Source organism: Nitratireductor luteus, from assembly GCF_026162365.1.
Taxonomy (GTDB): Bacteria; Pseudomonadota; Alphaproteobacteria; order Rhizobiales; family Rhizobiaceae; genus Chelativorans; species Chelativorans luteus.
In genome coordinates this window covers 97,089-121,016 of the sequence record NZ_JAOANW010000008.1, presented here as the reverse complement: position 1 = coordinate 121,016, position 23,928 = coordinate 97,089, and the positions used below count along the sequence as shown (strand labels likewise).

The 23,928-nt window shown below is 63.8% G+C and carries 22 protein-coding genes; 6 read left to right on the top strand and 16 right to left on the bottom strand.

The genetic code is table 11. The features are described from left to right. Positions 1-27 precede the first annotated feature (27 nt). Together N1058_RS13020 and N1058_RS13015 are read right to left on the bottom strand one after the other, a co-directional pair. Positions 28-1,506: an ABC transporter substrate-binding protein gene (locus tag N1058_RS13020; protein WP_265517996.1), complete on the bottom strand. Its 1,479-nt coding sequence runs from the start codon at positions 1,504-1,506 to the stop codon at positions 28-30. A gap of 157 nt (positions 1,507-1,663) precedes the next feature. Then, a complete protein-coding gene (locus N1058_RS13015) occupies positions 1,664-2,950 on the bottom strand; it encodes an acetylornithine deacetylase/succinyl-diaminopimelate desuccinylase family protein (protein ID WP_265518198.1) in 1,287 nt (428 codons plus the stop codon). A 193-nt stretch (positions 2,951-3,143) separates the two neighbouring features. On the opposite strand from N1058_RS13015, the gene N1058_RS13010 reads away from it, so the two are divergent. Next, on the top strand, positions 3,144-3,575 hold the full coding sequence (locus tag N1058_RS13010) for a L,D-transpeptidase (RefSeq protein WP_265517995.1): 432 nt from the start codon (positions 3,144-3,146) through the stop codon (positions 3,573-3,575). A gap of 119 nt (positions 3,576-3,694) precedes the next feature. Here N1058_RS13010 and N1058_RS13005 read toward each other — a convergent pair whose 3' ends face one another. From N1058_RS13005 to N1058_RS12980, 6 genes are all read right to left on the bottom strand, one after another. Next, complete coding sequence (locus tag N1058_RS13005; protein ID WP_265517994.1) at positions 3,695-4,615, bottom strand: lipid A biosynthesis lauroyl acyltransferase; 921 nt, start codon at positions 4,613-4,615, stop codon at positions 3,695-3,697. Position 4,616: 1 nt separating this feature from the next. After that, complete coding sequence (locus tag N1058_RS13000) at positions 4,617-5,645, bottom strand: zinc-binding dehydrogenase (RefSeq protein ID WP_265517993.1); 1,029 nt, start codon at positions 5,643-5,645, stop codon at positions 4,617-4,619. 30 nt (positions 5,646-5,675) lie between these two features. Continuing rightward, positions 5,676-6,944 carry a beta-ketoacyl-ACP synthase gene (locus tag N1058_RS12995; RefSeq protein ID WP_265517992.1) on the bottom strand — a complete coding sequence of 423 codons (1,269 nt, stop codon included), beginning with the start codon at positions 6,942-6,944 and terminating at the stop codon, positions 5,676-5,678. 16 nt (positions 6,945-6,960) lie between these two features. Beyond that, positions 6,961-8,136, bottom strand: a complete 1,176-nt coding sequence (locus N1058_RS12990) for a beta-ketoacyl-ACP synthase (protein WP_265517991.1) — start codon at positions 8,134-8,136, stop codon at positions 6,961-6,963. Positions 8,137-8,184: 48 nt separating this feature from the next. After that, positions 8,185-8,466 (bottom strand): acyl carrier protein, encoded by a 282-nt coding sequence (locus N1058_RS12985; RefSeq protein ID WP_265517990.1) that lies wholly within the window; start codon positions 8,464-8,466, stop codon positions 8,185-8,187. A 109-nt stretch (positions 8,467-8,575) separates the two neighbouring features. Next, a complete protein-coding gene (locus N1058_RS12980; protein ID WP_265517989.1) occupies positions 8,576-9,127 on the bottom strand; it encodes a histidine phosphatase family protein in 552 nt (183 codons plus the stop codon). Positions 9,128-9,243: 116 nt separating this feature from the next. On the opposite strand from N1058_RS12980, the gene N1058_RS12975 reads away from it, so the two are divergent. Both N1058_RS12975 and N1058_RS12970 read left to right on the top strand, forming a co-directional pair. Continuing rightward, on the top strand, positions 9,244-10,194 hold the full coding sequence (locus N1058_RS12975; RefSeq protein ID WP_265517988.1) for an AEC family transporter: 951 nt from the start codon (positions 9,244-9,246) through the stop codon (positions 10,192-10,194). A gap of 154 nt (positions 10,195-10,348) precedes the next feature. Next, positions 10,349-11,806: an NAD-dependent succinate-semialdehyde dehydrogenase gene (locus tag N1058_RS12970; protein ID WP_265517987.1), complete on the top strand. Its 1,458-nt coding sequence runs from the start codon at positions 10,349-10,351 to the stop codon at positions 11,804-11,806. Positions 11,807-11,817: 11 nt separating this feature from the next. On the opposite strand, the gene N1058_RS12965 is transcribed toward N1058_RS12970, so the two are convergent. After that, positions 11,818-12,747 carry a sugar kinase gene (locus N1058_RS12965; protein ID WP_265517986.1) on the bottom strand — a complete coding sequence of 310 codons (930 nt, stop codon included), beginning with the start codon at positions 12,745-12,747 and terminating at the stop codon, positions 11,818-11,820. A 168-nt stretch (positions 12,748-12,915) separates the two neighbouring features. Continuing rightward, complete coding sequence (locus tag N1058_RS12960; protein WP_265517985.1) at positions 12,916-13,368, bottom strand: Lrp/AsnC family transcriptional regulator; 453 nt, start codon at positions 13,366-13,368, stop codon at positions 12,916-12,918. 207 nt (positions 13,369-13,575) lie between these two features. Here N1058_RS12960 and putA point away from each other — a divergent pair, with 207 nt between their 5' ends. After that, positions 13,576-17,193 carry a bifunctional proline dehydrogenase/L-glutamate gamma-semialdehyde dehydrogenase PutA gene (gene putA / locus N1058_RS12955; RefSeq protein ID WP_265517984.1) on the top strand — a complete coding sequence of 1,206 codons (3,618 nt, stop codon included), beginning with the start codon at positions 13,576-13,578 and terminating at the stop codon, positions 17,191-17,193. Positions 17,194-17,200: 7 nt separating this feature from the next. Here the strand turns inward: putA and N1058_RS12950 are convergent, their stop codons facing one another. The 6 genes from N1058_RS12950 to N1058_RS12925 are packed head-to-tail and all read right to left on the bottom strand — an operon-like array spanning position 17,201 to position 22,321. Then, entirely contained in the window at positions 17,201-18,154 is a 954-nt protein-coding gene (locus N1058_RS12950; RefSeq protein WP_265517983.1) for an energy transducer TonB family protein, read from the bottom strand. Continuing rightward, a complete protein-coding gene (locus tag N1058_RS12945) occupies positions 18,151-18,555 on the bottom strand; it encodes an ExbD/TolR family protein (protein ID WP_265517982.1) in 405 nt (134 codons plus the stop codon). Before N1058_RS12945 ends, N1058_RS12950 begins: the two co-directional genes overlap by 4 nt. A gap of 5 nt (positions 18,556-18,560) precedes the next feature. Continuing rightward, a complete protein-coding gene (locus N1058_RS12940; protein WP_265517981.1) occupies positions 18,561-18,944 on the bottom strand; it encodes a biopolymer transporter ExbD in 384 nt (127 codons plus the stop codon). Continuing rightward, positions 18,934-19,617 carry a MotA/TolQ/ExbB proton channel family protein gene (locus N1058_RS12935; protein WP_265517980.1) on the bottom strand — a complete coding sequence of 228 codons (684 nt, stop codon included), beginning with the start codon at positions 19,615-19,617 and terminating at the stop codon, positions 18,934-18,936. Before N1058_RS12935 ends, N1058_RS12940 begins: the two co-directional genes overlap by 11 nt. Positions 19,618-19,673: 56 nt before the next feature. After that, the gene (locus tag N1058_RS12930) at positions 19,674-20,135 is read right to left on the bottom strand and encodes a hypothetical protein (RefSeq protein ID WP_265517979.1); all 462 of its coding nucleotides are present in this window, start codon (positions 20,133-20,135) and stop codon (positions 19,674-19,676) included. Between the two features lie 2 nt (positions 20,136-20,137). After that, positions 20,138-22,321, bottom strand: coding sequence for a TonB-dependent hemoglobin/transferrin/lactoferrin family receptor (locus N1058_RS12925; RefSeq protein WP_265517978.1), 2,184 nt, complete (start codon positions 22,319-22,321; stop codon positions 20,138-20,140). A 337-nt stretch (positions 22,322-22,658) separates the two neighbouring features. Here N1058_RS12925 and hemP point away from each other — a divergent pair, with 337 nt between their 5' ends. Both hemP and N1058_RS12915 read left to right on the top strand, forming a co-directional pair. Beyond that, entirely contained in the window at positions 22,659-22,844 is a 186-nt protein-coding gene (gene hemP, locus N1058_RS12920) for a hemin uptake protein HemP (RefSeq protein ID WP_265518197.1), read from the top strand. A 19-nt stretch (positions 22,845-22,863) separates the two neighbouring features. Beyond that, the gene (locus N1058_RS12915) at positions 22,864-23,925 is read left to right on the top strand and encodes a hemin-degrading factor (RefSeq protein ID WP_265517977.1); all 1,062 of its coding nucleotides are present in this window, start codon (positions 22,864-22,866) and stop codon (positions 23,923-23,925) included. Positions 23,926-23,928: the final 3 nt, after the last annotated feature.

Below are 23,928 nucleotides of genomic sequence, written 5' to 3'. Positions count from 1 at the left end.
GCGGCTCCAAACCCGTGCCTGTTATGCTCATTCCGCCCAGCGCACCCCGGTCAGGTCGTTCGCCTGGATCGGCATGTTTTCCCACATGCCTTCCAGCTTCGCATCCCACACACCGGTCTTCGGCAGCTGGAACATGAAGCCGTTCACCGCATCCTCGGCGATGATGCGCTGGGCCTTGGCGTATAGTTCGTTGCGCTTATCCGGATCGGAGACGCGGTCGAGCTCCTCGATCACCGCGTCGAACGCATCATTGTCGTAGTTGAAGTAGTAGTCGTCGCGGGCGTAGATGTTGATGTCGTTGGGCTCGGTATGGGAGACGATCGTCAGGTCATAGTCCTTGTTGGTGAAGACCTGTTCCAGCCATTGCGCCCATTCGACGGGAACGATCTCCAGATCGATGCCGATTTCCCGCAACTGCGAGGCCACGACTTCGCCGCCCTGACGCGCATAAGCCGGTGGCGGAAGCTTGAGTGTGCCGGAAAAGCCATCTGGATAACCGGCCTCTGCAAGCAGGGCCTTCGCCTTTTCGACATCGTAGGGGTAGGTGCCGGTGAGGTCGACATAGGCCTCGTTGGCCGGCGAGAAATGGGAGCCGATGGGAACGCCGAAGCCGTTCGACGCGCCCATGATGATTTCGTCGCGGTTGAGCGCGTGGGCGATGGCCTGACGCACCTTCAAATCGTTGAAGGGCTCTTTGCCGTTGTTGGTGGCGAGGATCGTTTCGCCTTCGGTGGCGCCGATCACCACCTCGAAACGGGGGTCGCCCTGGACCTGTGTGACCGCATCGGCCGGGAACATGGGGAAAGCATGCACATCGCCCGATAGGAGGGCCGGAATGGCGGCCGCCGCATCGGGGATGAAACGGAACTCCGCCTTGTCGAGCGCCACCGGCTCGCCCCAATAGTCGGGGTTCTTCACGATGGTGACGGAGGAACCCTTGGCCCAGTTCTCGAATTTGAAGGGGCCGGTGCCGACGGGTTTTTCCTTGTTGCCGTCCGCCGTTTCCGGCGCCACCACGACGGCATCGCCCCAGCCCATATTGTAGAGGAATGAGCCCTGCGGATGATCGAGCGTCACCTTGAGGGTCGCCGGATCGACCGCCTCCACGCTTTCGATGGCCGAGAACAGGACCTTCTGCGCATTGGTCGAATCGTCCGCCATGGCGCGTTCGAGGGTGAACTTCACGTCCTCGGCCTCGAAGCTGGTGCCGTCGTGAAAGGTCACGCCTTCGCGCAGCTTGAACGTATATGACTTGCCGTCGTCGGAGATTTCCCAGCTCTCGGCCAGCGCTGGCTGCACTTCGCCGTTCTGGCCGATGCGTGTCAGGCCCTCGAAGACATTGGCGTAGACGATCTCGTCGATGGCTGCCGCGGCGCCGGCGGTCGGGTCGAGATGCGGCGGTTCCAGGACGACGCCCAGGACGAGGTCCGTGCGCGCGGCATATGCCGCGCTGCTCATCGCCGCGACGACTGCGGTCGCGCCCAGGAATGCAGCCAGTTTCTTCATTCTTCTCATCTCCCAAATTGCGAGCCGCCCGACATTGCGAGCGGCTCTGGAGCGCCGTACGTCCATTGGGCCGCACAAAGACGCTTCCTCTTCTTGCTTTGCCGCATAAACGCCATCGCGCGCATGAAAGCGCGAATTGGCTGTCGAGTAAATCGGCTTATACGGCGGACTTGGCGGCCCCGTTCAAAAGGGCGTCGATGCCGATGGCCATGACCTTGGCCGATTCCACCATGTCATCGATGCCCACCCATTCGTCCGGGCGGTGGGCAAGGTCCAGAATGCCGGGGCCATAGGCCACGCAATCGTGCAAATGACCAAGGCGGGCGACGTGCTTCTGGTCGTAGGTGCCGGGTGAAATCACGTAGTCCGGCTCGCGGCCGAACACCTGGCGAATGGCACCGGCCAGCGCCTCCGGCACCGGCGCGTCTCGCTCGGTCATGGTCGGCAGCACTTCCATTAGGTCGCGGATGGCGTAGTCGAAGCGCGGGCGCTTCTTCTTCAGCCCTTCCAGGATGGCGACGATTTCGCCCTTCACCTCGGCGATGTCCTCCTCGATCAGGAAGCGGCGGTCGACCACGAGGCGGCAGGAATCGGCGACATTGGGCGACGGCAGACCGGGGAAGAAGTCCTCCGTCTGGCCGCCATGGACGGAATTGATGTTCATCGTCGAGCGGCGGGCGCCTTCCGGCACCACGGGCATCTGGGTCTGCTTGCGGTCGAGGGCGGGATAAAGCTCTTCCTCGAAGGCATGCAGAACGGCGCCCATGTGGCGGATCGCCGAATCGCCCAGGAAGGGCATGGCGCCATGGGCGATGGAGCCGTGGGTTTCGATCTCGGCCCACCAGACGCCGCGATGACCAAGGCAGATGCGGTCCTTGTTCAGCGGCTCGGGAATGATGACGTGGTCGACGCGCGGCTTGGAGAACAGGCCCTTGGAGGCCAGATAGGCGACGCCGCCATAGCCGCCGGATTCTTCGTCCACGGTGCCCGAAATCTCTATAGCGCCGGAGAAACCCGGATTGACGGCGATATAGGCTTCGGCCGCAATGATCGAGGCGGCCAGCCCGCCCTTCATGTCGCAGGCACCGCGCCCATAGACTTTGCCGTCGCGGACGAGCCCCGCATAAGGATCCATCGTCCAGCCTTCGCCGGCCTCGACCACGTCGATATGCGAATTGAAATGAACGGTCGGGCCGGGACCGCGGCCTTCCTTGCGGGCAATGACATTGGTCCGTGGATAGCGGTCGCTGTCGCCGGGCGTGCCTTCACCGCGCATGAACAGCGTCTGGAAGCCCTTTGCGGCGAGGCGGCGCGCGATGAATTCGGCGCATGGCGTATAGGCCTCACCCGGTGGATTGACCGTGGGGAAGCGGATGAGGTCGGAGGTCAGCGCAACGAGTTCTTCGGTGCGGTCTTCTATAGCGCGGTAGAGATTCTCGAACATGGCGGAATTGGGCCGGTTGGCGCTCAATCTGGCAAGGGGCCAGAGGGCCCAACCGATCACGCCAGAGCCTGCCTCCTGCTTCGTCACCAGGACATGATCAGCCGATAATTGCACAAAATTTTCATTTGATGCTTAATTCTTGCGTTGGCGGGGCCGACTATACTGGTCGGCGCAACATGGGCAGGGGGATGATATGCGAAAGCTTATCGGAGGTGCCATGGTCGCGGCAGCGATCATGTTTGGATCCGGAGGGGAAAGTGTTGCTGCCAAGCTGGTGGCGAAGGTGGACGTTTCCAGCCAGACGATGACGGTGCTACATCGGGGCCGGGTGATCTATCGCTGGAAGGTGTCGACCGCACGGCGCGGCTATGTCACGCCGCGCGGCCAGTGGCGGCCGAAGCGCATGCATCGCATGTGGCATTCGCGCAAATACGACATGTCGCCGATGCCGTATTCGATCTTCTATCATCGCGGCTATGCGATCCACGGAACCAACGCCATCAGCAGGCTTGGAAGCCCCGCGTCGCACGGCTGTGTGCGGCTGCATACGTCCAACGCGGCGCGGCTTTATTCGCTGGTCAAGCAGGTGGGGCCGGGCAATACGCGGGTCGTGGTAGTGGATTGATAGCTGTAGCGGCAGAGCGGGATAGGTTCTCCTCGTTCCTGGAAGCCCGAAGGGCTATCCGGGATCTATCGGAAGAGCATCGTAGAGCGCGGCCCCGGTCTTCGCTCTGGTGCAACGTATCAACGTATGTCCCAGCGTTTGTGGAACCACATCCACTGGCCGGGATCCTCGCGCACCCACCGCTCGACGACGTCGTTGAGCTGCTGGGCCATGCGGTCGACGTCAACGGCGCCCGTGTCGTCGCGCGGCAATGTCAGCTTGTCTTCAACTTCGAGCCGGAAACGGCCGCCGGGCAGGCGGATGCAGCGGGCCGGATAGACGTCGCACTCATATTGCCGGGCGAGTTTCGGCACCAGCGGGCTCGTCTGGCACGGGCGGCCGAAAAAGCGGGTCGGGACGCCGCGCATGAATTTCTGGTCGACCAGTGCGCCGATATTGCCGCCGTCTTCCAGAATCCGGGCCAGTTGCAAGGCGACCCCTGAACGGGATGCGAGCAGCTTTCCCATGGAAGAACTGCGCGTCTTGTGAACGTAATCGGCGACATAGGGATTGTTGGGCGCGCGGAACAGGGAAGTTATACCCAGGCCGAATGTCGAGGCGGCTATCGGCAGAAACTCGAAATTGCCGAGATGGCCGGTGAAGAAGATGTGCGGACCGTCCTCGTCGCGCACACGCTCAAAAATCTCGCGGCCCTTGACCTCCACCCGGCCGGGCTCGGCGGCGTCCGGATCGTAGTCGAACAGCTTGTCGAGAAAAACATACTCGACCGCCAGACGCGCCATGTTGGCCCACATGTCCGAGGCGACCGTTTCCAGTTCCTCGGGCTTTCTGTCGGGATAGGCCTGGCGCAGATTGCCCATTGCCACGCGATGACGGCCCAGTTTCGGGCCGACCTTGCGCGCGGCATTCTCGGCAAAGTCCAGCGCCTTTTCGGGAGGCAGTCGGCGCAGCAGTGCCAGAATGGCCAGCATGAGCTGGGCGCTCACCCAGTGTTCAGCCGTCTTGAGCATACGGCCGAGCCTGACCAGAAACGGTTTCATCCTATTCGAGGCGCAGGATTATCTTGCCGAAGACGTCGCGCCCTTCCATGCGCGCGAGCGCCTTGTCGATCTCACTGATGCCGACTTCCGTGTCGATGACGGGCGCGACCAGTCCGGCAGCCATCTTCTGCATTGCGTCGGCCATGTTCTCCATGCGACAGCCGAAGGAACCGAACAGCTTCAATTGCTGCTGGAAGAGCTGCATGAGATTCATGCTGGTCGACACGCCGGAGGTGGAGCCGCAGGTGACAAGCCGGCCGCCGCGCTTCAGGCAGAGCATCGATCCCGCCCAGGTGTCGGCGCCCACATGCTCGAACACCACATCGACGCCACGCTTCCTGGTGATCTTGCGCACCGCGCCTTCGAAGCGGTCTTCGCGGTAGTTGATGACGTGGTCGGCGCCCAGCGCCTTGGCTCGCTCGATCTTGACATCCGAGCCTACGGTGGTGATGACGGTGCAGCCCATGCGCTTGGCGAGCTGGATCGCCGCCGATCCGATGCCCGAGCCTCCTGCGTGGACCAGGATCGTCTCGCCGGGCTGCAGCTTCGCGTTGTCGAACAGCATGTGCTCAACGGTGCCGAAGGTCACGGGCGCCACCGCCGCGCCGATCTCGTCGACGCCGGGCGGGGCGGGGACCAGCAGGCGCGCCGGCAGGTTGATCTTTTCCTGGGCGAAGCCGTCGAGATGGAAGCCGTGCACGCCGCCCACATGTTCGCAAAGATTGTCGCGGCCTTCGCGGCAGGGGCGGCAAAGCCCGCAGGTGCGCGCACCGTAGATCGAGACCAGTTGGCCGGGCAGGAGGCCGCTCACGCCAGCGCCTACGGCGTCGACCACACCCGAGGCCTCGGCACCTACGGTCAGGGGCAGCTTGCGCTTGGCAAAGGCCATTCCGCGCCAGCCCCACACATCGATATGGTTGAGCGCCACGGCCCGGATATTGACCGTCACCTCGCCCTGGCCCGGCGGGGGCGGGGGCGGAACCTCGCTCAGTTCGAGCTTGCGGTCGGCGACGAGTTGCAGTGCGCGCATGAAATGTCGTTCCTTTGAAAGGCTGCCGACTTATCCGGCTTCACGCGCCATGACAAGGCAGGCATTCTGGCCGCCGAAGCCGAACGAGTTCGACAGGACGGCCGCGACATCGGCCGCGCGCTTGATATTGGGCACCACGTCCAGCTCGATCGCCGGGTCCGGAACCTCGTAATTGATGGTGGGCGGGATCACGCCTTCGCGCATGGTCATGAAGGAGAACACCGCCTCGATCGCGCCGGCGGCCGACAGCGTATGGCCGATCATCGATTTGTTGGAGGAAATCGGGATGGCGCTGATCCGCTCGCCGAAAACGGTCGAGAGCGAAAGATGCTCCATCTTCTCGTTTTCCTGGGTCGATGTGCCGTGGGCGTTGATGTACTCGATCTCGTCGGTGCTCATGCCGGCATCGTCGAGGGCGGCGCGCACGGCGGCGATGGCGGGAGAGCCGTCGGGCTTGGAGCGGGTGCGGTGGAAATCGTCAGCCTTCTCGCCGCAGCCGCGCATGATGCCCAGCACATCGGCTCCGCGCGCCAGCGCGCTTTCCAGGGATTCCAGCACCAGCGCGCCAGAGCCTTCGGCCAGCACGAAGCCGCTGCGGTCCTTGGAGAAGGGCTTGGATGCCTTTTCCGGCGGATCGTTCTGGGTGGTGAGCGCCGAAAGCAGCGAAAAGCGGATAAGCGCCTCCGCCGTCGCCGAACCGTCCGCGCCTATAGCCAGCGCCCGGTCGCATTCGCCGCGGCGGATGGCCTCCGTGCCGAGCTGGATCGCTGTGGCTCCGGAGGCGCATGCGGTCGAAAGCGTGATGGGCAGGCCGCGCGTGCCGTATTTATCGGCCAGCCGGTCGGCGATCGTGGCGAATTGCGTTTCGTCGAATAGTTCGCTGTCGCGCAGCTTGCGCGCGGCCTCGATCAGGCTACGCCAGTCTCCGCCCTTGTCGGAACGGGCGTAAAGGCTCAGCCGATGGTGCCAGTCGATCTCCACGGGCGGGGCGGCCAGAAACAGCGGACCGGCGAAATTGGTGGCGGGCAGTCCGGATTCGGCCAGCGCCTCGCTCGCGGCAAGGTCGGCCAGCGCGTAGGTGAGGCGGCTTGCTCCCTTGTCGCTCTCTTCGAGAAAATCGACCATGCCGGAAATCTTCGTCGCCAGGTGGTCGACCGGAAAACGGGTGATGGCGTGGATGCCGGAGCGGCCGCTGGTCAGCGCCTCCCAATTGTCCTTCTTGCCCTGGCCGAGCGATGTGACCACGCCCATGCCTGTCACGGCGACGAGGGGCCTTCCAAATTTGTCGGTCGTCTTCATGGGCGCGCCCTTTCTGTCAGGCCTTGACCACGAGGCCCATGCCTTCGAAGCAGTTGTAGCCGATGGCGGTGGCCAATATGGTGGAAGGTGCGGCGTCGGTCGATTTTTCGCGGTCGGGGTCGAAGGCGGGATAGGCCGCCTGTTTGTGAATGGCCATGGCCGCCAGTGCCACCGCGAAGGGAAACTGGGCCTCTTTCAGGTGGCCGGTCAGCGAAGAGAAGCCGCGCACGGCCAGATTGTCCCGCTCCTCGAGCAAGCGCCGTTCTAGGGCCGTGACCGAGTGTGCGCCCGATGCGCCGGAGAGCGCTAGGGTCGGCGCATCGCCCAGCGTTTCGACCATCGTGCGAAGGCCGGTCTCCAATGCTGCATCTTCGCGCGACGCACGGCCCGATACGACGGGCCCGATAGCGGCGTAGGCCTCCCTGCCGCGCTTTTGTGCGTGTTCGCGCGATTCGAGCACCAGGAAGGCAGCGCCGGAACCGGTGATGACGCCGCCGCCGTCCTGTTCGTGCCGTGCCCAGACGGATGACCAGTCGCCGCGCTGGAGGAAGCCGGCCAACTCGTAGGCGAGCAGCATGTCGGGATGCTCGGTCTGGAAGGCCGCACCCACCAGAAGGTGGCTCGACTGACCGGAGCGGATGCGGGCGGCGGCGGTTTCCACGGCGGAAACGCCCGCTCCTTCCTCACCCATGAAGGTGCGCGAGGAGCCGGTGACCTTGTGAACGATGGAGATGTTGCCGGCCAGCAGATTGGAAAGCTGCGCCAGGAAGAGGGTAGGGCGCAGTTCCGTCGTCAGCTTCTCGTTGAGCAGCACGTCATGGTCGTTGCGGGTCAGCGAGGCATCGAGGATGCCCTGATCGACATCGATGTCGCGTTCGCCGCCGCCGGCGGCCACCACCATGTCCATCGAGGCGCAGAGCGCTTCGTCTTCCTTCATGCCCGCATCGGCCAGTGCGAGGCCGGCCGTGTAGGTGCCCAGCCGTTGCCACGTTTCCATCTGCCGCTGATCGCCGCGCTTCGGGATCTGCGTGCTCCAGTCGATCTCGGGCAGGGGATGGACGACATAGGGCGCGAAGCGTTCGCCATCGAGGACCGGTTTCGGGTCGGCCAGCGCGTTCCAGTGTTCCTCAACGCCAAGGCCGAGCGACGACACGATGCCGATGCCGGTGATGACGACGTCGTTCGGGTTCATATCGGCCTCATTTTCTGGCGGTTCCGCGGGCGGCCCGATGGATTGGGCTCAGGCGGCTTTCGCGGCGACCAGATCATCGATCTTGGAGCAGAGGTTCTTCATGACGAAATATTCCTCGGTGGAAACCTTTCCGTCGTTGACCTCCTGGGTCCATTTCTCCAAGGGCACCTTGATCCCGAATTCCTTGTCGATGGCGAAGACGATGTCGAGAAAATCGAGGCTATCGATGCCCAGATCGTCAATCGTATGACTTTCCGGCGAGATCTTTTCGCGGTCGATCTCGCTGGTCTCGGAAATAATGTCGGCTACTTTGTCGAATGTCGTGGTCACGGCAGGTCCCTCGGTGTGGGGAGATTCGTTTCAGCTTGCGGATGAGCGGCTCTGTAATCGGTTTTTTGCGGCAGGAAAAGGGCTGATGGGCGGCAAGCGGCCGTTGTGCTCAGTTGAAGGCGATGCGCGCGGCTGCACTGACGCTGTCCTCGCCGCGTGCCAGGATTACAGCTTCGCCGTCGCGGGGCCGCACGCCGGTCAGCGCCTCGATGTTGGAAGGGTGCGTCACCATTACGAGATTCCCGGAGCCGGTATAGCCCAATATCCGCTCCAGTGTTGCGTCGATTTGCGCCGCGGCGGCTTCAGGGTCGGGCGAGAGCTGGTCCAGCGGCTCGAAGTCCTCCAGGACGCTGTCGCCGAAGGCGAACTCGGCCGTGTCCCGCGTCCGGCAATAGCGGCTGGTCAGGACCTGGCCGACGGGTGCTGCGCGCGCAAAAAACAGTGCACCGATGCGTTTGGCCTGCTGTCGCCCACGTGCGGAAAGATTGCGCTGTGTGGCGCAATTGCCGATCTCGAAGCCTGCGGGATCGCCCGTCCCGGGCGCATCGGCATGGTTGAGCAGAACCACCTGGCCGCCGTTGCGAAGCAGCGCCCACCCCGCTTCGGTGGCCTGGGCCGGGGCCATGAGGAGCGCGAGAAGGAGAGGCAACCAGCGTAACATTCGGCAATCCTGTATCGAGTATCAACCATACATATATGATCGATACGTGTTTGAGGGAAACCCGCACATCCTGCTTGAGCTTTACCCGGATGCGGACTCGGCTTATGGCGGGGGAGATGTCATCCCTTGTCGAAACCATCGCCTTCGTATTCGGTCTTGTCGCGCTTGGCTATGCCAGTGGGTGGCGCAGTTTCCTGAACGAGGCGACTGGCGAGGCGCTTACCGCCTTCGCCGTGTCGGTGGCGGTTCCGCTGCTTCTGTTCCGCACCATGGCCAATGCCGATTTCGGCGATGGCCTGCCATGGGGCCTATGGGCGGCATATTTCCCGGCCATTGCCGCCACATGGACGGTCTCGCAGCTCATGGTCGTGTATGTGTTCAAGCGCGAGAAGCAGGCCGGCGTCGTGGGCGGGCTTGCCGGAGGGTTCTCCAATCTGGTTCTGCTGGGCATTCCCTTCATGCTTGGCGTCTATGGGCAGCGGGGGTTCGAGACGCTGTCGCTGATCGTCTCGATCCACCTGCCAATCGTGATTGGCATGTCGATCCTCCTGTTCGGGCTCGTCGGGCCGGTGGCCGGTCCCAAGGCGTCCCCGCGCGAGCTGCTGGCGGATTTCGCCCGCAAGATGTTCTCCAATCCGCTCATCATCGGCATTGTCTGCGGGCTCTTGTGGCGCTTCATCGGCATGGAAATGCCATCGCTGATGTCGCGGCTCGTGGATTCGCTTGCCAATGTTGCCGGCCCCGTCGCGCTGTTCGCCATGGGGCTCGGGCTTCGCCGCTACGGTATTTCCGGCAATGTGAAGCCGGCCATGGCGGTTGCTTTTCTCAAGCTGTTTCTCATGCCGGCTGCCGCGCTGGTGCTCGCCAAGCTCATCGGCCTTCCGCCGATGAGCGCCAAGGTGGTGGTGGCCGCCGCCTCGCTACCCACTGGCGTCAACCCCTATCTGATTGCCTCCCAGTTCGGCACCGGTCAGGCGCTAGCTTCCAACACCACGACCATCGGAACGGCGTTGGCGGTGCTGACCACCGCCTTCTGGCTATCGATCGCGCAATGGGTGTTCGGCTAGGCCGGGCAGGCCTTGTCCCGGTAGGGGCTGGCACTAGATTTCAGGCGGGGTTGGTATGAGGGGGACGCTTGCTGCCGGCCCGGTGATGCCCCACGTTACCTTGACCGGTATTCATTCTATGGAAGCGGTGCGCTGAACCGTCGAGGAGGTATTTATGCTGCAGAAGACAAGCCATTTTCTGAAGGAAGCCAATTATGTCGGCGGGGCCTGGGTCGGCGCCGATTCGGGCGAGATGATCGACGTCGTCAATCCGGCCAACGGCCAGCGCATTGGCGGTGTGCCGAAGGCCGGCGGGGCCGAGACACGGCGCGCCATCGAGGCCGCGCAGGAAGCTTTCGGGAGTTTCAGGAAAACATCCGCCGCCGAGCGCGCCCGGATGCTGCGCAAGCTGCATGACGTGATCATGGACAATCAGGATGCCTTGGCGGAGCTCCTGGTTATGGAGCAGGGCAAGCCGTTCGCCGAGGCCAAGGGCGAGGTCGGCATGTCCGCGTCCTATGTGCTGTGGTATGCCGAAGAAGGCCGCCGCATCTATGGCGATACGGTACCTTCGCCCTGGGCGGACCGCCGCATCATGGTAACCAAGGAGCCGGTCGGCGTTGTCGGCGCCATTACGCCGTGGAACTTTCCTTCCTCCATGTTGGCGCGCAAACTTGGACCGGCGATCGCGGCCGGCTGCACGGCGGTCGCCAAGCCGGCTTCGCAGACACCGTATTCGGGTCTTGCCTGGGGCGTTCTGTGCGAGGAGGCCGGCATACCCAAAGGTGTCGTCAACATCGTGACGGGCTCGGCCTCGCAGATCGGCGACGAGCTTTGCTCGAATCCTCTCGTGCGCAAGATAACGTTCACGGGGTCCACCGAAGTCGGCAAGGTGCTGTTGAAGAAGTCGGCTGACACGGTGAAGAAGGTGTCGATGGAGCTTGGCGGCAACGCGCCCTTCCTGGTCTTCGACGATGCCGATCTTGACCGGGCTGTGCAGGGCGCCATCGCGGCCAAATACCGCAATTCCGGGCAGACCTGCGTGTGCACGAACCGGCTTTTCGTGCAGGCGGGCATCTACGACCGCTTCGTCGAGAAGATGGTGGAGGAGACGAAGCGGCTGAAGGTCGGCTCCGGCCTCGACGATGGCACCCAGCAGGGACCGCTGATCGACGACAAGGCGGTGGAAAAGGTCGAGGAATTCATCTCCGACGCCACCTCCAAGGGCGGCAAGGTGGCCACGGGCGGCAGCCGGCATGCGCTCGGCGGCACATTCTTCGAGCCGACCATCATCACCGAAGCGACGCCGCAAATGCGCTTCATGCAGGAAGAAATCTTCGGCCCGGTCGCGCCCATCTTCCGTTTCGAGAAGGAGGAGGACGGCGTGGCGTTGGCCAACGATACGGTCTTCGGCCTGGCCTGCTATTTCTACACGTCCGATCTGGGCCGCGCATTCCGCGTGATGGAAGGGCTGAGATACGGGCTGGTCGGCGTCAATGAAGGTGTCATCACCGCCGTGGAAGCACCCTTCGGCGGCGTGAAGGAATCAGGCCTCGGCAGGGAAGGCGGGCATCAGGGCATCGAGGATTACCTCGACACCAAATATGTCTGCATCGGCGGGCTAGGGCTGTAGGGCTGCGGCCCCTAGCGTCCAAAAGCTTTCCGTAGCACCTCGAAGGGTGCCAGTGCGCCGTGCACCTTGATGCAGGCGGCGGCCACCCGGTGAGCTCTGCCCGCGGCGCCGTCCGGCGTATCGTCGGCAAGGCGGGCGGCCAGATAGCCGCCATTGAAGGAGTCGCCCGCGCCGGTCGTATCGACCGGGTTCGACACCGGCTCGACCGGAATTTCGGCGGTCTTGCCCTCGAACAGGAGCAGCGTCGACTTGTCGCCGTTTTTGACGGCGATTTCGCCGATACCGGCTTCGGCCAGGCGCCGGGCCGTATCGGCGGGCGTTGCATCGCCAAAAAGCTCGGCCTCGTCCGGGAATGTCGGCAGCGCGATGTCCGTCACTTCAAGCGCCTTTGCGATCGCGCCGCGGGCGGCATCGGGAGAAGGCCACAGGCGCGGGCGGTAGTTGGGATCGAAGGCGATCAGGCTGCCGCCGACCCTCGCCTGTTTCAGGGCGTTCACGAGGATGCTGCGCCCGGCTTCGGACAGAACTGCCAGGGTGATTCCGGAAAAGTAGATAAGCTGCCGGTTTTCAAGGCTTTTTGCCAATGCGTTGGTATCGTCCGCCAGCCTTCTGGCGGCGGCGTCGGAGCGCCAATAGGTGAAGGAGCGTTCGGCGCCGTCCAAGGTGATGGCATACAGCCCTGGCCGCGCGCCAGGAATGACCGGGCTCGCCGCCGTGCCGATGTCATGTTGGCGGAAGAAGGCGATCTGCTGCTGCGAGAACGGATCGTCGCCGAAGGCGCTGACATAGTCGGCGGGCGTCTCGTCCGGGGTCAGCGCGCGCAGAGCCCAGAGCGTGTTGAACGTATCGCCGGCATAGCCCAGCTTCCAGTCGCCGGTTTGGCTGCCACCGGAAAGCTCCAGCATGCATTCGCCGATCGACGCCACACCGTGGTTCGCCATGCGCATTCCCCTCCATAATAAAACCATGGGCGCATAGCACGTTCGGCCAGCCCGGCAAATCGGCTACAGCATCGGCCCGAAAATCAGAATCGCTTTTTCGGAAAGCACGATGCGTGGATTCCAGAAGTTGGAGCGTCCCTTTGTGCGTTCGAACGGATGCACGGCATTCTAACGATCCTTCACCGTCTCCATCGCAACGAAGGTCGAGGTGTGCGAGACATGGGGCAGGGCGGAGATCCGCTCGCCCAGCACCCGGCGATAGGCCTTGATGTCGCGGGTGCGGATCTTGAGGAGGTAGTCGAAGCTCGCCGCTATCATGTGGCACTGCTCGATTTCGGGCACGGCCAGCGCTGCCTTGTTGAAGGCTTCCAGCGCTGACGACCGCGTATCGGAGAGCGTCACCTGGACGAAGGCGATGTGCCCTTCGCCCATGCGCTCACGGTCCACGAGCGCCGCATAGCCGCGGATATATCCTTCCTCTTCCAGGCGTCGGAGCCGGGTCTGGACCGGCGTCTTTGAAAGGCCGACCTCCTGGGCGAGCGCGCTGAGGGAAAGGCGCGCGTTGCGGGAAAGGGCGTCGACGATATTCCTGTCGATGCGGTCCAGTTGTCCTGCAGACATGGAACGACAATCTCATTTGATCTGTTTGAAGAGCAATTTTAGTCTGAATGCACTGCATATAGCAATGATTCAGTCCGTGTGCGCGTTTTGCGGCATGCTAGAGAAGCCGGATGGCATCGAGGTCAAGGTTCCATCGGCTGCATCCGGCCTTTTCAGGAACGGCAATTGCGATGCTAAGCTGGTCGTAGACATGAGGAGTGCGCCACGATGCCGTTGCCAGATCTGGATGCCATCCGCCGGACGATCCGTGAGCACTATTTGGCCGATGAGGAACAGGCCGTGTCCGCGCTGATGGCCATGGCCGGTCTCTCGGAGGCGCGGCGGGCGGCGATATCGGCCGAGGCGGCGCAGCTGGTGCGGGCGGTAAGGTCGGATTCCGACCTCCATCTGATGGAGGCGTTCCTTTCCGAATACGGCCTTTCGACCAGCGAGGGCGTGGCGCTGATGTGCCTTGCCGAGGCGCTGCTGCGCGTGCCGGATGCCGAGACGGTCGACGATCTGATCCGCGACAAGATCGCCCCGCATGACTGGTCTGCCCATTCCGGCGAATCGGCCTCCATTTTCGTCAATGCCTCCACCTGGGCGCTGATGCTCACGGGGCGGGTGCTGGACGAAAGCGGCGACGGCGTGGAATCGCTGCTGCGCGGCATGGTGCGGCGGTTGGGCGAGCCGGTGATCCGTACCGCGGTCGCCGCTGCAATGCGCGAGATGGGCGAGCAGTTCGTGCTCGGACGCACCATTGCCGAGGCGGTCAAGCGCGGCCGCTCGATGACCGCGAAAGGCTACACCTATTCCTATGATATGCTGGGCGAAGCCGCGCGCACCGAGGCGGATGCGCAGCGTTATCATAAGGCGTATGCGGACGCCATCGTAGCGCTCAAGGCCGAAGCTAAAAGCGGCGACATCCGTGTCAATCCAGGCATATCGGTCAAGCTTTCCGCGCTGCATCCGCGCTACGAGGCGACGCACGAGGCGCAGATGATGCCGCTGATGACGGCGCGGCTGCTGGAACTCGCGCAAGCGGCCAGGGCGGCCAGGATGGGCCTCAACATCGATGCCGAGGAAGCCGACCGGCTGGACGTTTCGCTCGACGTGATCGAAGAGGTTCTGTCCGATCCGTCGCTGCAGGGCTGGGACGGGTTCGGCGTCGTTGTCCAGGCCTACGGTCCGCGCGCGCCCTTGGTCATAGACTGGCTGCACGCACTGGCCGGGAAGCTCGACCGCCGGATCATGGTGCGGTTGGTCAAGGGCGCCTATTGGGACACCGAGATCAAACGCGCCCAAGTCATGGGCCTTGACGGCTATCCCGTCTTCACGCGCAAGGTGAACACGGACGTCTCCTACATCGCCTGCGCGCGCAAGCTCCTGTCGATGACGGACCGCATCTACCCCCAATTCGCCACGCACAACGCCCATACGGTCGCCGCCATTCTTTCCATGGCCGAAGACAAGCAGGCATTCGAGTTCCAGCGGCTCCACGGCATGGGCGAAGCACTGCACGAGGTGGTGCGCAAGCGCCAGGGCACGCGCTGCCGCATCTATGCGCCGGTGGGGGCGCATCGCGATCTGCTGGCCTATCTGGTGCGCAGGCTTCTGGAAAACGGGGCCAATTCCTCCTTCGTCCACCAGATCGTCGATGAGGAGGTGAGCGCCGAGGAGATCGCGCGCGATCCGTTTGCGGCCGTGGTGGCCAACAATCGGGCCTCCAACCCCGCGATCCCCATGCCGGCGGCTATTTTCGGCCCCGGCCGCCGCAACTCCAGCGGCTGGGATCTCACCGACCCGACGACACTGGACGGCATCGATGCCGGGCGCGCCGTCTTCGCGCCTCCGCATCAATGGGCGGCAGGACCGTCGACGCGCGCCACGGGCGGCGCGGTGCCGCGCCGACTGCTCAATCCCGCAAGACTGGACGAGGTGGTGGGCAGCGTCGTGGAGGCGACGCCGGAACAGGTGAGCGAGGCCATCGGCATCGCCGCGGAGGCCCAGCCCGCCTGGGCTGCGCGCCCGGTTGGCGAGCGTGCCGACATTTTGCGCCGGATTGCCGATCTCTACGAGGAGAACGCGGCCGAATTCTTCGCGCTCGCCACGCGCGAGGCGGGCAAATCGCTCGCCGACGGCGTCGCCGAAGTGCGCGAGGCGGTGGATTTCCTGCGCTATTACGCCAATGAGGCGGTGGCCGCGGAGCGAGAAACCAGCGCGCGCGGCGTGATCGTGTGCATTTCGCCGTGGAATTTTCCGCTCGCCATCTTCACCGGCCAGATCGCGGCCGCGCTCGCCACCGGCAATGCCGTCGCCGCCAAGCCGGCCGAGCAGACGCCGCTCATCGCGGCGCGCGCGGTGGCGCTGATGCATGAAGCGGACATCCCGCGCGACGTGCTGCAGTTCCTGCCGGGCGACGGTCCTTCGGTGGGCGCTCCGATGACGGCCGACAGCCGCATTGCCGGTGTCTGCTTTACCGGCTCCATTGATGTCGCACGCCTGATCGAGCGGCAGCTCGCCGAGACCGCTTCGCCCGATGCCATGCTGATCGCCGAGACCGGCGGGCTCAACGCGATGATCGTCGATTCAACCGCTCTACCCGAGCAGGCCGTGCGCGACATCGTCGCCTCCGCATTCCAGAGCGCTGGCCAGCGCTGCTCGGCGCTGCGGGTGCTCTATGTGCAGAAGGACGTGGAAAAGCGGCTGGTGACCATGCTGGAGGGCGCCATGAAGGCGCTCCACATCGGTGATCCGTGGGACGTTGCAACCGACGTGGGCCCGGTGATCGACGACGAGGCGCGGCAGACCATCGATGCCTACAGCCATAAGATGGCCGACGAGGGACGGCTCATCGCCAAGCTCGACGCGCCGGAAAACGGGCGCTTCGTGGCGCCGGCAGCGTTCAAGGTGGGCGGCATCGAGGAGGTCGAGCGTGAGATCTTCGGGCCCATCCTGCATGTGGCGACTTTCGAGGCGGAGAATCTCCAGAAAGTCATTTCGACCATAAACGCAAGAGGTTACGGCCTGACCTTCGGTCTTCACACACGCATCGATGTGCGGGTGCAGGAGATCGTCGATCAGGTGCATGCCGGCAACATCTACGTGAACCGCAACCAGATCGGCGCGGTCGTCGGCTCGCAGCCCTTCGGCGGGGAAGGGCTTTCGGGAACCGGTCCGAAAGCCGGCGGGCCGCTTTATCTGCGCCGCTTCCGCAAGAATGCTGCCGCTTCCGGCTCGAAGCCCACCGGCGAAGAGCTGGACGCCGGCACCCTGCGCCGCGCCGTGCCCGACCCGGCCAGGGGCGATTGGCCACGCCGGGCCGACCGCGTCGCCATGCTGCGGCGTGCCCTGCGGGGGCGGCATGCCGATATTCTGGGGACGGCAGCCGCGCTCGATCACGGGCCGGTCGACCTGCCTGGACCGACCGGCGAGGCCAACGCCCTGCAACTCGTGCCGCGTGGCCGTGCGCTGTGCCTAGGCGCGGGGGAGGAAGCGCTCGTCGCCCAGGTCATCCAGGCCCTGGCCGCGGGCAATACCGTCCTTGCCGTCCATCCGGATGCGCCGGAACTGTTGAAGCCGCTTTTGAAGCCGGAGTTCCCGCTGGCCGCGCTCGATGGGATATGCCCCGAAGCTGTCTTGAAGGTTCTATCCGTCGACCTGGTGGCCGCGAGCGGCGAGACCGGTTGGCTGTCAGCGCTGCGAGCATCGCTGGCCGCCCGCCACGGTCCCATCGTGCCGCTCGTCACCGAGATCGTCTATCCGGCGGCCTATGTTCACGAGCGCGCGGTGTGCGTCGACACCACGGCCGCCGGCGGCAACGCCAGCCTGTTAGCTGCCTCGTAGACAGCGATCAGCGCGCGAAGGCCAGTGGCACCGTGAAGGGCCAGCTGGCGCGGCCAGCATTGCCGGGTATGGCAGGGAATGGCGCTGCGCGGCGCACGGTTTCAACGGCGGCCTGGTCCAGGACAGGCGAGCCGGAACTGCGCACGATCCGGATGCCGCTGACGCTGCCGTTGCGGCTGATGGTGAAGGCGACCCGGGCTTCTCCGCGCAAGCCATCGCGCTTGGCCTGTCGAGGATAACGCAAGGCACGGCGCAGCTTGCTTACCACCTTGCCCGGATAGTTGGAGACGGCGGCATTGCCCTGCCGGGTGGCGCGGGCTGTCTGCTCGCCGCCGCTGGCGCCGCTGCGGGCCTGTCCGGCAGAACCTTTCTTGGCGCTCCTCTCGTCATTGCCGCCAGCGCCCGCGGACTTCTTCGCGGGAGGGGGAGTTGCGGCCTTCCGCCTTGCCGGCGCGGCGGCCTGCTTTACGGGCTTGGGCGGCGTATAGGCGGGGCGGGGCGTTGGCCTCGGCACATTGGCAAGCGCGGCGACGGTCTCTTCGGCCTGCTTCGGCTCGACAGCTTCAACCGGCACGGTATCGGCGGTCTTCGGGATCTGCTCGACAGGCTGCACCTCCGGGGTAACGAGTTCGGCCATATCGGCTTCGGGCGGCTGCACTGGTTCGGGCGTGACCTCGGTTGTCTGCGTCACGCTCTGCTCGACCGGGTCGATGGCGGTCGCGTCCGGTTCGACAGGCGTCACCGTCGTGTCCGGCTGCGCTTCGGCCTCAACGATCTCCGCCGGCGCGCCGGCCGTTATCATATCGGCAAAGGCGGAGCCTTCGATGGCAATCTCGGAAGTCGAGCCGCCGGCAATCTTCACTTCATCGGCCGACGGCAGCACATAGGCGACCGCGCCGGCATGCAGCACCCCCGAGAGCACCAGCGCCGCCGCCCATTTCCAGGAGGCGCCGCGCCTCATTGCGTGGCCCGTTCAGTGACGATGCTGACCTTGGCAACGCCGGCCTGCCGCAATTCACCAACGATCTCGATCAGCCGGGTTGCCGGCAGTTCCCGGTCGGCGGCCAGCTTGACACTGAGCGGTTCCTCTTCGCCGGTTTCCGCGCTCAGCGTCGAGACGAACGCCGCGACATCGGTGGCCTGACCCTGCGAACGCAATTCGCCGTCCTGCGTCACGAAGAGGGCGTTGGGCGGATCTGAAGGGTCGGCAGTCGCCGTCTTGATCAGGTCTATGTCCTTGTCGAGCGGCGGCGTGAGCGTCCCGGCGATCAGGAAGAAGATCAGCATCAGGAAGACGACATTGATCAGCGCGATGGTGGTTTCGCGGCGTCGGGCGGGCAGGGGGCGGGAAAGACGCATCATGGCAGTCACCTTGCAACGGTCAGGTCGAGCCGGGTTTCGCGGCCGATGCGCTCCACGGCGCCGACCAGCGTCTGGGAGTTCATGCCGTCGCGCACCAGAAGAACGGCTTTGGCGGCACCGTTTTCCGACAGCCGGGTCAGTTCCTCGATGGCGGCGTCGGCGTCGAGGGAAAGACCGTTCACGCGCCAGGCTTCACCATCGATGCGGATCAGGACATCCGGCCTCTGGGCCGATGCCTGGGCGCCCGCCCGACCGCCGGAAATCTCGACCTCGGAAAAACGGGTAAAGGTCGAGGACAGCATGAAGAACAGAAGCAGCAGGAAGATGATGTCGATGAGCGGGGTCAGCGACAGCGGGCGTCTCCTGGCGCTGGCAAGTTCAATGCGCATGGACCGCCCCTGCCGTGTCTGGCTGCTCCACCGCCGCTTCAGGTGGCCGGTGCGAGAGCACGGCGCCCGTCATCGTCTCGATGGCGACGCGTTCGTTCTCCAGCTGCGTCTCGAACCAGGTGAGAATCAGCTGCACCGGCATGGCTACCGCAAGCCCTGTCGCCGTCGTCAGCAGCGCCACCCAGATGCCGCCGGCCAGCAGCGACGGGTCGACGGCGTTACCGGCTGTCTGCAACTGCCGGAATGCGTCGATCATGCCGATCACGGTGCCGAACAGGCCCAGCAGCGGGGCAATCTGCGCGATGGCGTCGAGGGCGCGAAAGCCGCGCTGCAGATCATGCAGCCTCGTCAACGAAAGCCGCGAAACGTCGTCCTCGACGGCTTGCCGGGAGGCCTGGCGCATGGCCGCCAGGCGCATGGCGGTGGCAAGCGCCGTTCCCACCGGCGAACGGTCCGTCTCCGCGATGGCCCGTGCATTACCATAGCCGTCATGGAACCAGGCGTGCAGCGCACGCTCCGCCCTCCGGTGCCGACCGACTCTCTCGCGCCAGAACTGGGCGAACTTCAACAGGATCAGTGCCAGGGCGAAAACCGACAGCACGATCAGGATGGCCACCACCGGCCCGCCCAGTTTCACGAAGGAGGCGATCGCATCGACGAGTTCAACAGTCATTCGAGAATTCCTAAAGCTGGCATTTTTACTAGGGCTGGCAATTCTGCGCTCAATTTTTAGAGGCCGAAGCCCACGTCGCCGCGCGTTTCGGTCTTGAGTTCGGTGATGCAGGCGTTTTCGCCGAGGTCTTCGCCCTCGCAGGCAGAAGCCGCATTGATGAGGACGCGGCCGACCTGGCCGCAATCCACGTCGGCAAGGTCGAATTGGCGGACCTTGGTCTTGCCGGCCGGCAGGTCCTTGAAGTCGAGGACCGTCAGCCGCTGCACGAGCCCGTCCTTGCCGAAAAGGGCCACCTCGTAGGCGGCCCGTTCGATGTCGGTCTTCAAACCGCTCACGGCGACGAAAGTGAACCGGCACCCCTTTTGGGACGGTTCGAGACCGTTCAGCTCCAGCACGATTGCCGGCTCGGACGCGGCGTCCTGAGCCGCGGCAAGAAGTGGAGACGCGCAGAGCGCGCCTCCTGCCAGACAGAGGATGCGGGCCAGACAGAGAATGCGGGTTGTTTTCGAAACGAGCATCGCTACCACCCAAACTGCTTGGAAAGGGAAACCTTGAACGTGCGGCCCTTGGCGGGCTCGTTGTGCAGGAATTCCTTGTACTGCTGGTTGAAGACGTTATCGACGCCGAACTGGGCCACCCAGCCGGCGAACTGGCCTTCGCCGGGCTTCCAGGTCAGGAACAGGTCATGCACGTTGAACGCCTCGGCAAAGCGCGTCGATCCTTGCGAACTGTCGCCCGCGCAGACGACGATGCTTTCCGACCGCCGGCATGAATCCTGCGGAGCGGCCGCGAAGCGCGCGCGCCAGCCGAAGCGGAGATCGTGCTGCGGCAGCTTGCCGCCGAGCGTCAGCGACAGCTCGTGCGGGGCGACCGAGGTCAGATGGTCGCCGGTATCCTTGTCCTTGCCGACTGTATAGGCATAGCCGGCCTGGGCGAACACATAGTCGGAATCGTAGGCCAGCTCGACTTCCGCGCCGTAGATTTCGGCATTAGCGATGTTCATGTAGCCCGGCGCGTTGGTGAAGCCGAAGCCGCTCACGGCGGGATTGTTGTCGATCAAATCGGTAATGCGATTATAGAAGCCGGTGGCCTTTAGTTGAACACCGTCGCCGGCCTGGACGACGTCGTACCCGGAGATAGCAAATCCGGCTTCAAAATTGTTCGCACGCTCCTTCTTCAGGTCTAGGCTAGGCAGATATACGTTCATGAAAGCGCTTGTCGAATAGACTTCGTCGATCGTTGGGAAACGCTCGGTGTGGGCGAACGAACCGAAGACGGAAAACGTGTCGTTGAACTTATACTGCGCCGCAATCTTTGGAGAGAAGGCGAATGCTTCGCTGTCCTCCGAAATGCCGGTGCTGTCGCCGGGTGAGAGGCGGTGCCAGTCGATGCGCATGCCGGGTATGAGCGTCAGGCGCTCGTTCCACACGAATTCATCCTGCACGAAGAGGCCGGTTTTGAAATCCGTCCCTTCGGGATGAAACGTGATTCCATCTGTGCCGCCGCTTAACTGTACTGCTTCAGCGGTCCTGCGCTGATACGATGTTTGCCAACCATAGGTCAGATAGTTCTTCCAGCTTTCGCCTTGCCATTCGCTGGTGTTCTCGGCGTTGAACTGCCAGGTCTGATAGCCATAGTCCGTATCGCAAAAAAGGTTTGTCTCTGCGCAGGTGAAAGGGCCGCCCATCACAATGGTTCCGGAAGCGTTGCGCTGCTCTACGCTCGTATCCGAATAGGAAGCGGAGAGCTTCAGGTCCAGAAGGTCGTTGTCCGAGAAAGGGTTCTCGTAGGAGACGACGCCGGTGCGGTCGATGACATGACGGTCGACTGTGCCGAAGCCGGATACCGTTCCGCCCATGACCGGGCCGCCGACCTGCGCGTAGTCCTGGTCGGGCGCGTCCGAATCCCATTGCTGATATGAGACGCGCAGCGTGCCTTCCTCGCCGATCTTGAATGTGCCCTTGGCAAGGCCGGACCATGCCTTGAAGTCGGAGCTGGAGATGATCGTACCGTCGCCCGTCTCGTAGGCGTCCGCTTTGCGGTAATTGCCGGCAATGAGGAAATCGGCGTTTCCGAAGCGCTGGGCGAGGATGGCAGAGCCGAGCCAGCCGTCCTTGTTGGAGTTGTAGCCGCTTTTCAGGCGCAGCGCGCCCGTCTGGCCGTCGGCGATGAAATCGGAAGCGTCCTTGGTTTCGAAGCGGATGACGCCGCCGAGCGCGCCCGACCCATAGAGCGTGGAAGAGGCGGGGCCGCGCAACACCTCCACCCTTTTATAAAGCTCGGGGTCGGAGAAGAAGCCGCCCATTCGGTACTGTTCGTAGAATTTGGTCGCGCCGTCGACGGTGACGATGATGCGGCCTTCCTCGCCCGCCGATTCGGGTGCGCCGATGCCGCGGATATTGAAGGTCTGGCCGAATGCGCGGTCGGAGCCGGACGTGTTGACGCCCGGAATGCGCTTGAGGACGTCGCCCAGATTGGTAGCCTGTGCCTCGTCGATATCCTCCTGCTCTATCACGGTCACCGATTGCGGCGTATCGATCGCCACTTTTTCGACGCCCGCGCCGACGATCAGCCGCTGCAGCGCGGTGACGCCGACGGTATTGTCGGCCGCCTGTTGCGCCGATGCCGTCGGCAGAAGAAGAAATGAAAGCGCGCCCGCCCCACCGAGCGCAATCAACCTGTTACGAGCCAGCAGCCCCGTCATCTGACACATCCCTTATGTTGTCGGTCGCTGGCTTTCCCCGGGATGGGAATTGCTGGCCGCACGGCCAAGCAGGAGCAGGCGGCTTTCCGCATGCCCCTCTTCGCCTGGTTTCTTCTGCCCCGCCCCTCATCCTCAGTGGGCGGGGGAAGGCGCCTTTCCCGAAGCAATTAATCTTGACTCGATTACTCCGGTATTGCAGTGTCTATAAAACATGATTGTTTATGTCAACAAACCGTGTTGACGCTTTTCGAGGCTTCGGTGGAGAGGTCATCCTTCAATGAGGATGGCGCATTCGAAAGAAGGAGATTGAGCGATGAACCAGATTTTGCGCGGCGACATGATGACCGACAACCGCAGGGTTCTGCCCGCGACGGAGGGCAACGGCCACAGCTACCCGTTCAGCGACCGGACGCTTTCGAGCGTGGATCTGTTCTGCGGGCGGCGCGAGATCGCGATCGAGCATGGCGGCGCGTTCTATCGGCTCAAGATCACCCGTCAGGGCAAGCTCATTTTGAACAAGTAACGCATGCTCGGGGATATTCATGAGCCAGCAGACTGTTGAACCGGAGGCGATCCGGCGCGCCCGCGCCGAGTTTCCGAAAATGCGGGAGCGCGATCTGGCGCAGAAGCTTTCGGTCTCGGAAGCCGAGTTTGTCGCGGCCCATTGCGGTCATGGCGTCACGCGCATTGCGCCCGACGTCGAACGCCTGCTCAAGGGGCTCGAAGCGCTCGGCCCCGTGATGGCGCTCACGCGCAATGAAAGCGCGGTCCATGAAAAGATCGGCGTCTATGAAAAGGTGACGGCATCACGGCAGCATGCGATCGTGCTGGGGAGCGATATTGACCTGCGCATATTCCCCAGCCATTGGGCGCACGGTTTCGCCGTCGAAAAGGGAAGTGGCGCGGACAAGCGCTACAGCCTCCAGTTCTTCGACGCGGCGGGCGATGCCGTGCACAAGGTGCATCTGCGGGGCGATTCAAACCTTTATGCCTATCAGCAACTCGTAGAGACGCTGGCGATGGGCGACCAGAGCCAGCAGGTCGTCACCAGCACACCCGCGCCAAAACCGGTGGAGACGGCGGCCGAGGGCGATGCCGAGCTGTTCGACACTCTGCGCCAGCGCTGGGCGGACATGAAGGATGTGCATCAGTTCGTGTCCATTCTGCGCACGCTCAAGCTTTCGCGCTATCAGGCGGTCCACATGATCGGCGACGACTTCGCCTGGCGGCTCGACGGCAGCGCGCTCGGCGCGATGATGAGCCATGCGGTGGCGCAGGAAATACCGATCATGTGCTTCGTGGGAAGCCGGGGCTGCATACAGATCCACTCGGGGCCGGTGATGAATGTCAAGCCGATGGGCCCATGGCTCAACGTAATGGACCCGACCTTCCATCTGCATCTTCGCACCGATCACGTGGCGGAGCTCTGGGCGGTGCGCAAGCCGACGAAGGACGGGCATGTCACCTCGCTCGAAGCCTATGACGCCAAGGGCAGTCTCATCATCCAGTTCTTCGGCAAGCGCCATGAGGGCGAGGGCGAGCGCGAGGACTGGCGGTTCCTGATCGAGCATCTGCCGCGCGTGCCGCGCGCAACGGCGGCGTGAGGG

Coding starts and splice junctions, on each gene's coding strand:
- N1058_RS12915 (WP_265517977.1), top strand. CDS start 22,864: ATGAGCCAGCAGACTGTTGAACCGGAGGCGATCCGGCGCGCCCGCGCC.
- N1058_RS13000 (WP_265517993.1), bottom strand. CDS start 5,645: ATGCGCGCACTGCAACTCGTCGCCGACCGCAAGCTCGAACTGAGCGAG.
- putA (WP_265517984.1), top strand. CDS start 13,576: ATGCCGTTGCCAGATCTGGATGCCATCCGCCGGACGATCCGTGAGCAC.
- N1058_RS13010 (WP_265517995.1), top strand. CDS start 3,144: ATGCGAAAGCTTATCGGAGGTGCCATGGTCGCGGCAGCGATCATGTTT.
- N1058_RS12965 (WP_265517986.1), bottom strand. CDS start 12,747: ATGGCGAACCACGGTGTGGCGTCGATCGGCGAATGCATGCTGGAGCTT.
- N1058_RS12970 (WP_265517987.1), top strand. CDS start 10,349: ATGCTGCAGAAGACAAGCCATTTTCTGAAGGAAGCCAATTATGTCGGC.
- N1058_RS12990 (WP_265517991.1), bottom strand. CDS start 8,136: ATGAACCCGAACGACGTCGTCATCACCGGCATCGGCATCGTGTCGTCG.
- N1058_RS12940 (WP_265517981.1), bottom strand. CDS start 18,944: ATGCGCATTGAACTTGCCAGCGCCAGGAGACGCCCGCTGTCGCTGACC.
- N1058_RS12925 (WP_265517978.1), bottom strand. CDS start 22,321: ATGACGGGGCTGCTGGCTCGTAACAGGTTGATTGCGCTCGGTGGGGCG.
- N1058_RS12960 (WP_265517985.1), bottom strand. CDS start 13,368: ATGTCTGCAGGACAACTGGACCGCATCGACAGGAATATCGTCGACGCC.
- N1058_RS12935 (WP_265517980.1), bottom strand. CDS start 19,617: ATGACTGTTGAACTCGTCGATGCGATCGCCTCCTTCGTGAAACTGGGC.
- N1058_RS13020 (WP_265517996.1), bottom strand. CDS start 1,506: ATGAAGAAACTGGCTGCATTCCTGGGCGCGACCGCAGTCGTCGCGGCG.
- N1058_RS13015 (WP_265518198.1), bottom strand. CDS start 2,950: ATGTTCGAGAATCTCTACCGCGCTATAGAAGACCGCACCGAAGAACTC.
- N1058_RS12975 (WP_265517988.1), top strand. CDS start 9,244: ATGTCATCCCTTGTCGAAACCATCGCCTTCGTATTCGGTCTTGTCGCG.
- N1058_RS12950 (WP_265517983.1), bottom strand. CDS start 18,154: ATGAGGCGCGGCGCCTCCTGGAAATGGGCGGCGGCGCTGGTGCTCTCG.
- N1058_RS13005 (WP_265517994.1), bottom strand. CDS start 4,615: ATGAAACCGTTTCTGGTCAGGCTCGGCCGTATGCTCAAGACGGCTGAA.
- N1058_RS12995 (WP_265517992.1), bottom strand. CDS start 6,944: ATGAAGACGACCGACAAATTTGGAAGGCCCCTCGTCGCCGTGACAGGC.
- N1058_RS12980 (WP_265517989.1), bottom strand. CDS start 9,127: ATGTTACGCTGGTTGCCTCTCCTTCTCGCGCTCCTCATGGCCCCGGCC.
- N1058_RS12945 (WP_265517982.1), bottom strand. CDS start 18,555: ATGATGCGTCTTTCCCGCCCCCTGCCCGCCCGACGCCGCGAAACCACC.
- hemP (WP_265518197.1), top strand. CDS start 22,659: ATGATGACCGACAACCGCAGGGTTCTGCCCGCGACGGAGGGCAACGGC.
- N1058_RS12930 (WP_265517979.1), bottom strand. CDS start 20,135: ATGCTCGTTTCGAAAACAACCCGCATTCTCTGTCTGGCCCGCATCCTC.